The sequence below is a fragment of the Streptomyces sp. BBFR51 genome, assembly GCF_044591655.1.
Classification (GTDB): Bacteria; Actinomycetota; Actinomycetes; order Streptomycetales; family Streptomycetaceae; genus Streptomyces.
This window is the reverse complement of record NZ_CP172448.1, coordinates 2875742-2889392: the sequence shown is the minus strand read 5'-3', so window position 1 is coordinate 2889392 and position 13651 is coordinate 2875742. Positions and strand designations below refer to the sequence as shown.

9 protein-coding genes and 1 pseudogene are annotated in these 13651 nt (G+C 72.4%); 9 read left to right on the top strand and 1 reads right to left on the bottom strand.

The features are described 5' to 3' along the window. Positions 1–75: 75 nt before the first annotated feature. From ACGH7X_RS13135 to holA, 6 genes and pseudogenes are all read left to right on the top strand, one after another. On the top strand, positions 76–2580 hold the full coding sequence (locus ACGH7X_RS13135; protein WP_399884904.1) for a ComEC/Rec2 family competence protein: 2505 nt from the start codon (positions 76–78) through the stop codon (positions 2578–2580). Between the two features lie 28 nt (positions 2581–2608). Next, a pseudogene (locus tag ACGH7X_RS13130) lies at positions 2609–3079 on the top strand (ComEC/Rec2 family competence protein); the annotation flags it as partial. Positions 3080–3083: 4 nt separating this feature from the next. After that, on the top strand, positions 3084–3887 hold the full coding sequence (locus tag ACGH7X_RS13125; protein WP_399884902.1) for an arylamine N-acetyltransferase: 804 nt from the start codon (positions 3084–3086) through the stop codon (positions 3885–3887). Between the two features lie 180 nt (positions 3888–4067). Then, on the top strand, positions 4068–4949 hold the full coding sequence (locus ACGH7X_RS13120) for a YceI family protein (RefSeq protein WP_399884900.1): 882 nt from the start codon (positions 4068–4070) through the stop codon (positions 4947–4949). A 54-nt stretch (positions 4950–5003) separates the two neighbouring features. After that, positions 5004–5249 carry a hypothetical protein gene (locus tag ACGH7X_RS13115; RefSeq protein ID WP_399884898.1) on the top strand — a complete coding sequence of 82 codons (246 nt, stop codon included), beginning with the start codon at positions 5004–5006 and terminating at the stop codon, positions 5247–5249. Between the two features lie 76 nt (positions 5250–5325). Beyond that, positions 5326–6315, top strand: a complete 990-nt coding sequence (gene holA, locus ACGH7X_RS13110) for a DNA polymerase III subunit delta (protein WP_399884896.1) — start codon at positions 5326–5328, stop codon at positions 6313–6315. A 303-nt stretch (positions 6316–6618) separates the two neighbouring features. Here holA and rpsT read toward each other — a convergent pair whose 3' ends face one another. After that, positions 6619–6885: a 30S ribosomal protein S20 gene (gene rpsT / locus ACGH7X_RS13105; RefSeq protein ID WP_399884894.1), complete on the bottom strand. Its 267-nt coding sequence runs from the start codon at positions 6883–6885 to the stop codon at positions 6619–6621. Between the two features lie 237 nt (positions 6886–7122). Between rpsT and lepA the strand changes: the two genes are divergently transcribed. The 3 genes from lepA (at position 7123) to ACGH7X_RS13090 (ending at position 13609) form a co-directional block, all read left to right on the top strand. Further along, entirely contained in the window at positions 7123–8991 is a 1869-nt protein-coding gene (gene lepA, locus ACGH7X_RS13100) for a translation elongation factor 4 (RefSeq protein WP_399884892.1), read from the top strand. Between the two features lie 297 nt (positions 8992–9288). Further along, entirely contained in the window at positions 9289–11166 is a 1878-nt protein-coding gene (locus ACGH7X_RS13095; protein WP_399884889.1) for an AMP-dependent synthetase/ligase, read from the top strand. A gap of 271 nt (positions 11167–11437) precedes the next feature. After that, complete coding sequence (locus ACGH7X_RS13090) at positions 11438–13609, top strand: SpoIIE family protein phosphatase (RefSeq protein ID WP_399884887.1); 2172 nt, start codon at positions 11438–11440, stop codon at positions 13607–13609. Positions 13610–13651: the final 42 nt, after the last annotated feature.

Below are 13651 nucleotides of genomic sequence, written 5' to 3'. Positions count from 1 at the left end.
GGAGGGCCGGGGGAGTCGGGAGGGCCGGGGGAACCGAGGGAGCCTGTCGGCCGGGCACGGGCCGCACGTGCCGCGGTGCACGCCGCCTCGGGCCACCGGCTCGGTGCGGCCCACCCCCGGCAGGAAGGCCCCACGGACCTGCGGCTGGTGCCGCCCGCGCTCGCGGCCTGGGCGACGGCGGCGCTGGTGCTGGACGTGCCGACCGGCTGGGCCGTGGGCGTCGTGGCCGTCGGCGTGGTCCTGGCCGGGGCACTGCTGCTGAGGCCGACGCGGGAGGGGCGGAGGGCGCGCGGAGGCCCCCGCGCGGCACTCGCCGCCCTGCTCCTCTGCGTCGCCGCGTCCGCCACCTCCGCCGCGCTGCACGGCGCGGACCTGCGCCGGGGACCCGTGCCGGACCTGGCGCGGCGGTATGCCACCGTCACCGCCGAGGTGGAGGTCACGGCCGACCCTCGCCTCACGCGGCCGCGCGTCCGGGGCGACCGTGCGATGCCGCCCACGGTGCTGATCGAAGCCGACGTACGGCGGGTGACGGAACCGGGCGGGGCGGCGGTGACGACCCGAACGCCGGTCCTCGTACTCGTAGACGTCGGCAAGGGAGACGAGCGGTCCCACGCAGGACCGGGACCCTCCCGCTGGCTGAACCTGCTGCCGACCACGAGCCTCCGCGTCACCGCCGCCCGGCTGGCGCCCCCGAGGACGCGCGGCGACCGGATCGCCGCGGTGCTGCGCGTACGGGCCGGTCGGCAGCCGCCGGACGTGGTGGCGGAGCCGTCGGGAGCGCAGCGCCTGGCCGGCCGGTTGCGGGCCGGTCTGCGCGAGGCGACCGAGGACCTGCCGGCGGACGCGAGGGCGCTGCTGCCGGGTCTGGTCGTGGGCGACACCTCGCGCGTCACGCCTGAGCTGGAAGAGGCGTTCAAGGAGACCGACCTGACCCACACGCTGGCCGTCTCGGGCGCCAACTTCACGATCGTGCTCGCGCTGCTCCTCGGCCCGCCGGGACTGGCCCAGCGCAGCGAGCGCCGTGGCCTGGCGCCCCGGCTCGGCCTGCACCTGCGGACGACCGCGCTGCTCGGCGTGCTGCTCGCGCTCGCCTTCGTCGTCGTGTGCCGGCCCGACCCGAGCGTGCTGCGGGCGGCGGCCTGCGGGTCCGTCGCCCTGCTCGCCCTGGCCACCGGACGCCGCAGATCACTCCTCCCGGCGCTGGCGACGGCGGTACTGCTGCTGGTGCTGTACGACCCCTGGCTCGCGCGAAGTTACGGTTTCCTGCTCTCCGTGCTGGCCACGGGGGCGCTGCTCACGCTCGCCCCGCGGTGGAGCGCGGCGTTGCGCCGGCGCCGGGTGCCGCCCCGGCTCGCGGAGGCGCTGGCCGCCGCGGGGGCCGCGCAGGCCCTGTGCGCGCCGGTCGTCGCCGTGCTGTCGGCGCGGGTGAGCCTGGTGGGGGTGCCGTGCAACCTGTTGGCGGAGTTCGCGGTGGCCCCGGCCACCGTGCTCGGCTTCGCGGCACTGGCGACGGCGCCGGTGGCGTTGCCGGCGGCCAAGGCCCTGGCCTGGTGCGGGGGCTGGCCGGCCGAGTGGATCGCCGGGATCGCCCGCACCGGGGCCGCGCTGCCCGGCGCGGGAGTGGACTGGCCGGGCGACTGGGCCGGGGCGGCGCTGCTCGCCCTCGTCACGGTGTGCGTACTGCTGGTCGGCAGGCGCCTGTTGCGACACCCCTGGTGGTGCGGTGTCTGCGCGCTGCTGCTGCTCCTCGCGGTGGTGCAGCCGCCGCCACTGGCCCGGGTGATCAAGGGGTGGCCCCCACCGGGCTGGCGGATGGTGATGTGCGACGTGGGCCAGGGCGACGCGTTGGTCCTGGCGGCGGGAGAGGGGAGGGGCGTGGTCGTGGACGCGGGCCCCGACCCCACCTTGGTCGACCACTGCCTGCGCTCCCTCGGCATCACCCGCGTCCCCCTCGTGCTGCTGACCCACTTCCACGCCGACCACGTGGCGGGCCTGCCCGGTGTGTTGCGGGGCCGTTCGGTGGGCGCGATCGAGACGACGGCCCTGGAGGAGCCGGCGGACCGGGCCGAGGCCGTGCGCAGACAGGCGGCGGCCCACGGGATCCCCTTACGGCAGGCGGCCGCAGGAGAGCAGCGCCGTTCCGGCCCGCTGTCCTGGCAGGTGGTGTGGCCTCCGCCGAACCCACCGACGACCACGGCACCGGGCACGGAAGGCGGCCCCAACGACGCCAGCGTCACCCTCCTGGTCCGCACGGCGGGCCTGCGCCTGCTGCTGCTCGGCGACCTGGAGCCCCCGGCCCAGCGGGAGCTGGCCCGCTCCCCGGCGGCAGCGGAGCTGAAGGACATCGACGTCCTGAAGGTGGCCCACCACGGCTCCGCCCACCAGGACTTCGCGCTCATACGGAAGGTGGCCCCGCGCCTGGCGCTCATCAGCTGCGGCGAGGACAACACCTACGGCCACCCTGCGCCCGGCACGGTCGCGGCACTGCGCGCCCAGGGGGCGACGGTGCTGCGCACGGACCAGGACGGGGCGGTGGCGGTCGCCGGTACGGGGAGGGAGTTGCGGGTGGCGGGAGACTGACGCAATGGATTCCTCACAGGTCGATTTACGGCAGGCGGCCGCAGGAGAGCAGCGCCGTTCCGGCCCGCTGTCCTGGCAGGTGGTGTGGCCTCCGCCGAGCCCACCGACGACCACGGCACCGGGCACGGAAGGCGGCCCCAACGACGCCAGCGTCACCCTCCTGGTCCGCACGGCGGGCCTGCGCCTGCTGCTGCTCGGCGACCTGGAGCCCCCGGCCCAGCGGGACCTGGCCCGCTCCCCGGCGGCAGCGGAGCTGAAGGACATCGACGTCCTGAAGGTGGCCCACCACGGCTCCGCCCACCAGGACTTCGCGCTCATACGGAAGGTGGCCCCGCGCCTGGCGCTCATCAGCTGCGGTGAGGACAACACCTACGGCCACCCTGCGCCCGGCACGGTCGCGGCACTGCGCGCCCAGGGGGCGACGGTGCTGCGCACGGACCAGGACGGGGCGGTGGCGGTCGCCGGTACGGGGAGGGAGTTGCGGGTGGCGGGAGACTGACGCAATGGATTCCTCACAGGTCGATGCCTACCTCCGCCGGCTGGGAGCCGAGTACCCCGCGGGGCCCAGCACCGAGTCCCTGCGCGCGCTGCACCTGCGTCATCTGCGGACGGTGCCCTTCGAGAACCTGTCCGTCCACCTGGGCGAGGAGATCGTGCTGGAGGAGAAGCGGCTGCTGGACAAGGTCGTGGGCGGGGGGAGGGGCGGATTCTGTTACGAACTCAACGGGCTCTTCGGGGCGTTGCTCGCGGCCCTCGGGTACGAGGTCACGCTGCTGGCGGCGCGGGTGTACGGGGACGGGGGCCGGCTCGGGATCCCGTACGACCACATGGCGCTGCTGGTGCGGACGGTGGACGGGGGAGAGCGGCTGGCGGACGTCGGGTTCGGGGCGCACAGTCATGGTCCACTGGCGTTCGGGGAGCGGGGTGAGCAGGTGGATCCCGGGGGGACGTTCCGGGTCGTCGAGGCGGGGCCGGACGCTGCCGGGGTGACCGGCGACCTCGATGTCCTGCGGGACGGGAGGCCCGTGTACCGGGTGGAACCGCGGCCCAGGGTGCTCGACGACTTCGTGTCCGGTGCCTGGTGGCACAGCACCTCGCCCCGGTCGCACTTCCTCCAGTCGCCGGTCTGTTCGCGGCTCACGGAGGACGGAGGCAGGATCACGCTCAGTGGCCGCCGGCTCACGACGACGGCCGCCGACGGCGTCCGGGAGGAGCGTGAACTGGACACGGACGAGGAGGTGCTCGCGTCCTACCGCGATCACTTCGGCATCGACCTCGACCGGGTGCCCGCTGTGTCCCGGCTGTGAGAAATGCGGTCCGGTGCGGTGATACCGGGCCACACGGGCCCACACGAGGCCACTCGTACGCACTCCCAGCACATGCGACGGTTTCCCGCGATGTGGTCCCGTGTTGCCTCGAAAGCCACATCGGTGATCGAATGTTTCTCCGTCAACTACTTTTCTCATGTCGTGCAGAGGGTGTCGCAGATGATCGGCCGCTTGCTGGGAAGCCGCACGAAGCGGATGCAACGGACGGGTCCCCTGGCGGCGGTGCGCACCCCGCCGGACGCGGGTGTGCTGAGCTGCCGCGTCCTGGACCCCGTCAGCGATCCGGTGCCGAACGCGGAGTTCACGGTCAGCGACGCCATGGGGCGCAAGGTGGTCGGCGGCGGTACGGACCCCTTCGGGTCGTTCGTGGCGACGGTGCCCGCCGGGGAGTACCGGCTCGCGGTGTCCGCCGAGGGCTACACCCCCTACCGCGCCTCCGCGACGGTCACCGAGGACTCGCTGGCCTCGCTCGGCGACGTCACGCTGCAGGTGGCCCAGCCGCCCGAGCTGCCCGGTGCGGGTGACTGGGAGATCGAGCCGGCGCACTCCTCGATCGCGTTCACCGCGCGGCACATCGGGCTGGCCCGGATCCACGGCCGGTTCAACTCCTTCGCGGGCGCGGTGCGGATCGGGGACGAGATGGACCAGTCCGCGATGCACGTGGTGATCGACGCGGCGTCCATCGACACCAACGTGAAGATGCGCGACGACCACCTGCGGTCGGCCGACTTCCTGGACGTGCAGCGGTTTCCGACCCTGGAGTTCTACAGCGACCGCTTCACCCACCGAGGCGGCAACCGGTGGGCCGTCACGGGGGCGCTGTCCCTGCACGGCGTGACGCGCACGGTCACGCTGGACGCCGAGTACCTCGGACTCGGCAACGGCATGGAGGGTGAGACGCGGGCGGCCTGCCGCGCCACCACCGAGCTGCACCGCGACGACTTCACGGTGAGCTGGCAGACGATGCTGGCCCGCGGCATCGCCGTCGTCGGCCCCAGCATCCGCATCGACCTCGACGTGCAGATCGTGCCCAAGGGCTGACCCGACGCCCGCCCGACCGCCGGGCACACCGGCCGGTGGCCGACAATGGCACCCGTGAGTGACGTGAGACATGTGCTGGTGCTGCCCGACCGCGACGCCGCGGAGGAGGCGGCCCAGGCGCTCGGGGAGCGGTTCGGGCTCGACGAGGAACCCCGGCTCGTCCGGGACGCCCTCGCCGGCGAGGACGACGCCGAGGACGCCCAGTGGCTCGTCGTCCTGCGCGACGAAAGGGAGCAGCTGGACCCCGGCGAGCTGGACGAGTTCGCGGGGGAGTGGGAGGGCTGGCGCGAGGAGCCGTGAGCGTCCGCCCGGGCCGCCTCGGCGCAGCCGCCGGGCCCGGCGCCCGTTGTCAGTGGTGCGTGCGATGCTTGTCGCGATGGCCAGGAAGACTGCGAATGACGACCCTCTCGCCCCGGTGACCCTTGCCGTGGGCCAGGAGGACCTCCTGCTCGACCGTGCCGTGCAGGAGGTGGTGGCCGCCGCGAAGGCCGCAGACGCCGACACGGACGTACGCGACCTGACCCCGGACCAGTTGCAGCCCGGCACGCTCGCCGAGCTGACCAGCCCCTCGCTCTTCGCCGAGCGCAAGGTCGTGGTCGTACGCAATGCGCAGGACCTGTCCGCCGACACGGTCAAGGACGTCAAGGCCTACCTCGGCGCCCCCGCCGAGGAGATCACCCTCGTCCTGCTGCACGCGGGCGGCGCGAAGGGCAAGGGCCTGCTCGACGCCGGCCGCAAGGCGGGCGCGCGCGAGGTGGCGTGCCCCAAGATGACCAAGCCCGCCGACCGGCTGGGCTTCGTACGGGCGGAGTTCCGTACGGCCGGGCGGTCGGCCACCCCCGAGGCGTGCCAGGCGCTGGTCGACGCGATCGGCAGCGACCTCAGGGAGCTGGCCTCGGCGGTGTCCCAGCTGACCGCCGACGTGGAGGGGACGATCGACGAGGCGGTCGTCGGGCGGTACTACACCGGCCGGGCGGAGGCCTCCAGCTTCACCGTCGCCGACCGGGCCGTCGAGGGACGCGCGGCGGAGGCCCTGGAGGCGCTGCGCTGGTCGCTGTCGACCGGAGTGGCCCCGGTGCTGATCACCAGCGCCCTGGCCCAGGGCGTGCGGGCCATCGGCAAGCTGTCCTCCGCGCGCGGCGGACGCCCCGCCGACCTGGCCCGCGAGCTGGGCATGCCGCCGTGGAAGATCGACCGCGTCCGGCAGCAGATGCGCGGCTGGACCCCGGACGGCGTCTCCGTGGCCCTGCGCGCGGTGGCCGAGGCGGACGCGGGCGTGAAGGGCGCCGGAGACGACCCCGAGTACGCCCTGGAGAAGGCCGTGGTGACCATCGCCCGGGCGGCGCGTTCGCGAGGACGGTCGTAAGCCACCCCGTCCTGACCCGCCCACCTCCTGACCCGCCCTCCTCCTGACCGGCCCACCCTCCTGCCCCTCCTCCTGCCCCGCTCCCTTCTCCTGACCGCCCTCCCTGCCCGGGGCAGACCGAAGGCCCCGGTGCGTCCGTCCTGGGGAAGGACGGCCACCGGGGCCTTCGGATCAAGCTCGCGGATCCATGCCCGCGTGGCGAACGCAGGCCGCGCATGGATCCTGGGTGCCGGACGGGAGCGGATGAGAGAGGGCCCGCTCTGGGTCCTTCCGGCGATCAGACCAGATAACCAGATAAGGGGATCAGCCCTTGAGGGCGCCGACCTTCGACGCCAGCGCCGACTTCTTGTTGGCGGCCTGGTTCTTGTGGATGACGCCCTTGGAGACGGCCTTGTCGAGCTGACGCGAAGCGACGCGCTGGTACTCGGTGGCCTTCTCGGCGTCACCCGCGGCAGCGGCCTCACGGGCCTTGCGGATCGCGGTCTTCAGAGAGGACTTGACGGCCTTGTTGCGCAGCCGGGCCTTCTCGTTGGTCTTGTTCCGCTTGATCTGGGACTTGATGTTCGCCACGAATGAGCCTTTGCAGGTTCAGGCACGAGGCCGCGAGGGTCCCGTGCCGATGATTTCTTGAAGGAGTGCCTCGCGCTGAGAGGGCAAGAGACACAGCCACCCACACTACCAGCGGGTCATCGAGGGTCCCAAACCCATACCGACTCCCCACCCGTGGGACGATGGAGGCTACGTATCGATCCGACCCGAGACCCGAGACCGCAGACACTGCGGACGCCTCAAGAATCAGGACCCTGCGTGCCCGCGATCCCCAGCCATGTGCCCGAGCCGAGCCGTACCGACCCGGCGCTGATCCGCAACTTCTGCATCATCGCGCACATCGACCACGGCAAGTCCACGCTCGCCGACCGGATGCTCCAGCTGACCGGTGTGGTCGATCAGCGGCAGATGCGCGCCCAGTACCTCGACCGCATGGACATCGAGCGCGAGCGCGGCATCACGATCAAGTCCCAGGCGGTGCGTTTGCCGTGGGCCCCGACCCACGACAAGAGCGACACGCACATCCTCAACATGATCGACACGCCCGGGCACGTCGACTTCACCTACGAGGTGTCGCGGTCCCTGGCCGCGTGCGAGGGCACGATCCTCCTCGTCGACGCCGCCCAGGGCATCGAGGCCCAGACCCTCGCCAACCTCTACCTGGCGATGGAGAACGACCTCACGATCGTCCCCGTGCTGAACAAGATCGACCTGCCTGCCGCGCAGCCCGAGAAGTTCGCCGAGGAACTCGCCAACCTGATCGGCTGCGACCCCGACGACGTGCTCAAGGTCTCCGCCAAGACCGGCCTCGGGGTCGAGGCGCTGCTGGACAAGGTCGTCGCCGACGTCCCGCCCCCGGTCGGCGTCAAGGACGCCCCCGCCCGCGCGATGATCTTCGACTCCGTCTACGACTCCTACCGCGGTGTCGTGACGTACGTCCGTGTCATCGACGGCCAGCTCAACAAGCGCGAGCGGATCCGGATGATGTCCACCGGCGCCACGCACGAGCTGCTGGAGATCGGCACCAACTCGCCGGAGATGCGTTCCGCCGACGGCCTCGGCGTGGGCGAGGTGGGGTACCTGATCACCGGCGTGAAGGACGTCCGCCAGTCCAAGGTCGGTGACACCGTCACCAGCATGCACAAGGGTGCCGAGGAGGCGCTCGGCGGCTACAAGGACCCCAGGCCCATGGTCTTCTCCGGTCTGTATCCGCTGGACGGCTCGGACTACCCCCTGCTGCGCGAGGCCCTGGACAAGCTCCTGCTCAACGACGCCGCCCTGGTCTACGAGCCGGAGACCTCCGCCGCCCTCGGCTTCGGCTTCCGCGTCGGCTTCCTCGGCCTGCTCCACCTCGACGTGATCCGTGAGCGGCTGGAGCGCGAGTTCGGCCTCGACCTCATCGCCACCGCGCCCAACGTGGTCTACCGGGTGATCATGGAGGACGGCGTCGAGCACACCGTCACCAACCCGAGCGAGTTCCCCGAGGGCAAGATCAACGAGGTGTACGAGCCGGTCGTGCGCGCCACGATCCTCGCGCCGACCGAGTTCATCGGCGCGATCATGGAGCTGTGCCAGACCCGGCGCGGCACGCTCCTCGGCATGGACTACCTCTCCGAGGACCGCGTCGAGATCCGCTACACCCTCCCGCTCGCGGAGATCGTCTTCGACTTCTTCGACCAGCTGAAGTCGAAGACCCGCGGCTACGCCTCCCTCGACTACGAGCCCACCGGCGAGCAGACCTCCAGCCTGGTCAAGGTCGACATCCTGCTGCACGGCGACAAGGTGGACGCCTTCTCGGCGATCACCCACAAGGACGCGGCGTACGCGTACGGCGTGCGGCTGGTCGCCAAGCTGCGCGAGCTGATCCCGCGCCAGGCCTTCGAGGTGCCCATCCAGGCGGCCATCGGCTCACGGGTGATCGCCCGCGAGACCATCCGCGCCATCCGCAAGGACGTCCTCGCCAAGTGCTACGGCGGTGACATCTCCCGGAAGCGGAAGCTGCTGGAGAAGCAGAAGGAAGGCAAGAAGCGGATGAAGATGGTGGGTTCCGTGGAGGTTCCGCAGGAGGCCTTCATCGCGGTCCTGTCCAGCGATGACAGCGCGGGGTCGGGCAAGGGCAAGAAGTAACCACCACGCCACACGCCAAGTCCGGGCGAAACGGACACGAAGGGGCTCGTCGTACGAAAGTGCGGCGGGTCCCTTCGCATGTCACGGGCGCGCCTCTGTAGGAAGTGACAGGGCGCGGACTCTTACGCCGGGGCCGGTCGCCCTTTACCCTGATGCCTGCCCCGTAGTTACTCGTGAGTTAAACAAGTGATCGGGCAACTGTCCCCGTCACCGCCTGAACACCGCCCGAGAGTGAACCAGCCACACCTGAGCCAACCGCAACGAGCCAGCCGCACCGTCGCGGGCCCGGAGGATGTCGTGAGCGACACGCAGACACTGATCGAGAACCGTCCCCCCTCCGTGGCGGGACTCTTCCTGGAGCGGGTGGCGGCCACGCCGGACGCCGAGGCGTACCGCTACCCGGTGCCGCCGGCCTCGGGCGAGGGCCCCGACGACTGGAAGTCGCTCACCTGGGCGCAGGCCGCCGAGCGGGTCTACGCGATCGCGGCCGGCCTCATCGAGCTGGGCGTGCAGCCGGAGCAGCGGGTGGCGCTGGCGTCCTCGACCCGCCTCGAGTGGATCCTCGCCGACCTCGGCATCATGTGCGCCGGCGCGGCGACGACCACCGTCTATCCGCAGACCAACGCCGAGGAGTCGGCGTACATCCTCTCCGACTCCGAGAGCCGGGTGCTGATCGCGGAGGACGCCGCGCAGCTGGCCAAGGCGAAGGAGAAGCGGGCCGAGCTGCCCGACCTCACCCACGTGGTCGTGATCGACGCGACCGGCGCGGACACCTCCGAGGACTGGGTCCTCACCCTCGACGAGCTGGAGCGCCGGGGCACGGCCCACCTGGAGCAGGACCCCGAGCTGGTCAAGAAGCGGGTCGGCGCGCTCACCAAGGACCAGCTCGCGACCCTCATCTACACCTCCGGCACCACCGGCCGGCCCAAGGGTGTCCGGCTCCCGCACGACTGCTGGTCGTACATGGCCAAGGCGATCGCGGCGACCGGCCTGGTCTCCAAGGACGACGTGCAGTACCTGTGGCTGCCGCTCGCGCACGTCTTCGGCAAGGTGCTGACCTCCGGCCAGATCGAGGCCGGTCACGTCACCGCCGTCGACGGCCGCGTGGACAAGATCATCGAGAACCTCCCGGTGGTCCAGCCGACCTACATGGCGGCCGTGCCGCGCATCTTCGAGAAGGTCTACAACGGCGTCGCCGCCAAGGCACGCGCGGGCGGCGGGGCCAAGTACAAGATCTTCCAGTGGGCCGCCGGCGTCGCCCGCGAGTACGCCAAGGTCACCCAGGACAACTTCAAGCGCACCGGCACCGCGAGCGCCCCCGCCGGCCTGCGCACCAAGCACGCCGTCGCCGACAAGCTCGTCTACGCCAAGATCCGCGAGGCCTTCGGCGGCAACCTGCGCGCCTGCGTGTCAGGCTCGGCCGCCCTCGCCCCGGAGATCGGCTACTTCTTCGCCGGCGCCGGCATCCACATCCTCGAGGGGTACGGCCTCACCGAGACCTCCGCCGCGTCCTTCGTCAACCCCGGGGAGGCCTACCGCACCGGCACGGTCGGCAAGCCGTTGCCCGGCACGGAGGTGCGCGTCGCGGACGACGGCGAGATCCTGCTGCGCGGCCCCGGCATCATGGAGGGCTACCACAAGCTGCCCGAGAAGACCGCCGAGGTCCTTGAGGCCGACGGCTGGTTCCACACCGGCGACATCGGCGAGCTGTCGCCCGACGGCTACCTTCGCATCACCGACCGCAAGAAGGACCTCATCAAGACGTCCGGCGGCAAGTACATCGCGCCCGCCGAGGTCGAGGGCCAGTTCAAGGCGGTGTGCCCCTACGTCTCCAACATCCTGGTGCACGGCGCCGACCGGAACTTCTGCACCGCCCTCATCGCCCTCGACGAGATCGCGATCACCGAGTGGGCGAAGGAGAACGGCCTGGAGGGCAAGCCGTACGCGGAGATCGTCGCGGCGCCCGCGACCGTCGAGATGGTCGACGGCTACGTCAAGGAACTCAACCAGGGCCTCCAGCGCTGGCAGACCATCAAGAAGTTCCGCCTGCTGCCCCGCGATCTCGACGTCGAGCACGGCGAGATCACCCCGAGCCTGAAGCTGAAGCGGCCGGTGGTGGAGCGGGAGTACAAGCACCTGATCGAGGAGATGTACGAGGGCTCGCGCGAGGCGTGACGCGTGACGCGTGACGCGTGGCGCGGGGTGCGATGCGCGAGGCGCGGCCTCCTGGCGGGGGCGCTCGGCACGGCTCGGACCCGTGACCGTCCGCTCCGCGCGGTGGATGTTCGAAGACGTCCGTTTTCCGGTCGTCTTCGAGTGTTCGCCTAGCACGGTTCTCACCCATGGCGGCCCACTTCGGTAACTCCGCGCTTATGGCCGGGATCGGTCTGTCACTCTGTCGGCATTGACTGCGAGGGATTCGCACGAACTGCCCGGGGAGCCGTCCATGGGGGCCATTCCGACGCAGCGGGAGACCGTCTCCCGCGCCAGCGCGGCGCCCGCGCACACCACTGAGGCATCCGCCGAGGAGTGCGCGCTGGCGCGCGTGACCCTGCTCGGCAGCTCCCTGGCGCCGGGCGCCGCCCGCGAGATGGTGCGGGCCGCGCTCGCCGACTGGTCGGCGCTCGGGCTGCCGGGTACGGAACAGCTGACCGAGCACCTGGCCGCAGACGCCCTGGTCGTCGTCAGCGAGCTGGTCACCAACGCCGTGGTGCACGCCGGCACCGACGTCGAGGTGACCTGCCGGGTGGAGGAGACCGGCACCCTCGTCGTCGAGGCCACGGACCACCACCCGTCCCGCGCACCGAGCGGCGGCGACCACGAGACACCGCACGAACTCCCCGAGTACGGGCGCGGCCTGCGACTCGTCGCCGCGCTCGCGGAGGCCTGGGGCATCACGTACCGACCGGGCACCAAGACGGTGTGGGCACGGTTGCCGGCCGCGGGTACGGAGGGCGCCGACGGGGCCGGGGCGGGTACCGGTGGCGGGACAGCCGGGGCCGCTGGGGCCGGAGCGGCTGCCGGGGTCGTGGAGGTCGGCGAGGCTGCCGGGGTCGCCGCCGAGCGGACCGAGGCGTACGGCGCGCGGCGGCGTGGGGCGCGGCGCACCGACGCACCGGCCGACCGTTCGTCGGATTCGTCGGCGGAGGAGGAGGCCGGGAGGCCCGCGCAGCCCGGGATCTTCAACCTGCTGGACGGCCCCGACGGCATGCCCGCCGTCACCGCCACCGCCACCGCCACCGGCCCCGCCACCGGCCCCTCCGCCCCCACCGTCCGGCGTGGCGTCCGCGACCGGGAGTGGCTGGGCCGTGGTGCCCTGTCGTTCCTCGCCGAGGCCTCCGACCTCCTGGCCGGGCAGCTCGACGAGGACCTGGTCGCCTCCCTCACCGGGCAGCTGATCGTGCCCCGGCTCGCCGACTGGTGCGGCGTGTGGCTGGAGGACGAGTCCCTGGGCCGGGGTGCCTGGAGCGACGGCCCCGGCGCGGCCGTGGGCGCACGGCTGGCCCGCGTGTGGCACACCGGTGAGGGACACCTCGACGAGCTGCGCGCGGCCCTGGAGAAGGAACCGCCCCGCCCGCGCGACCCCTGGCGATCCGGTCCCGTCGGACATCCCTGGCCCGGTGACGCGCTCGGCCCGGACGGCACGCACGGCGCCGCGCTCGCCTACCGCCTGGTCGCCGGCGGCAGACCCCTGGGCACCCTCGTCATCGGACGGGCAGGCGCCCCCGGCTCGCCCGGTTTCCCCGACGAGATTACCGGCCTGGTCGAGGATCTCAGCCGCCGGGTGGCCCTCGCCATCGGCGCCGCCCGCCAGTACGCCCGGCAGGCCACCATCAGCGCCGTCCTCCAGCGCGGCCTGCTGCCCGGCGCCGTCGCCGAGATTCCCGGCGTGCGCAGCGCCCTCGTCTACGAACCGTGCGACAAGGGCGGCCCCAGCGGCGACTTCTACGACCTCTTCCCGGCCGGCGAGGGCCGCTGGTGCTTCGCCGTCGGCGACGTCCAGGGCAAGGGGCCCGAGGCCGCCGTCGTCATCGGGCTCGCCCGGCCCTGGCTGCGCCTGCTGGCCCGCGAGGAGTACGACGTCCCCGACGTCCTGGACCGCCTCAACCAGCTCCTCCTGGACGACGCCACCGAGGCCGCCGACGCCGCCGCCCGCGCCCTGGTCGCCGCCGGCGGCCCACCGGTTGCCCCGGGCGACGGACCGCAGACCCGCTTCCTGTCCCTGCTCTACGGCGAACTGGTCCCCTTCGACGGCGGCGTCCGCTGCATCCTCGCGTCCGCCGGGCATCCGCTGCCGCTGCTCCTCGGACCCGACGGCGCTGTGCGCACGGTCGCCCGCCCGCAGACCCTGCTCGGCGTCGTCGAGGACGCGACGTACACCAGCGAGACCTTCGAGCTGCGGTCCGGCGACACCCTGCTGTGCGTCACGGACGGGATCACCGAGCGGCGCAGCGGCTCCCGACAGTTCGACGACGGCGACGGGCTCGCCGCGGCGCTGGCCGGGTGCGCGGGCATGGACGCCGAGCTGATCGCCGAGCGCATCAGGAGGCTGGTGCACGAGTTCGGGTCCCGGCCCCCGGAGGACGACCTGGCCCTGCTGGTCCTCCAGGCGGAGTGAGCGGGCGGGCAGGGGATCCGGCCGGGTGCGGGACAATGGAAC

Bases quoted from the DNA above. Each gene is read 5' to 3' on its own strand.
- ACGH7X_RS13125 (WP_399884902.1), top strand. From the start codon at position 3,084: ATGGATTCCTCACAGGTCGATGCCTACCTCCGCCGGCTGGGAGCCGAG.
- ACGH7X_RS13120 (WP_399884900.1), top strand. From the start codon at position 4,068: ATGATCGGCCGCTTGCTGGGAAGCCGCACGAAGCGGATGCAACGGACG.
- holA (WP_399884896.1), top strand. From the start codon at position 5,326: ATGGCCAGGAAGACTGCGAATGACGACCCTCTCGCCCCGGTGACCCTT.
- ACGH7X_RS13090 (WP_399884887.1), top strand. From the start codon at position 11,438: ATGGGGGCCATTCCGACGCAGCGGGAGACCGTCTCCCGCGCCAGCGCG.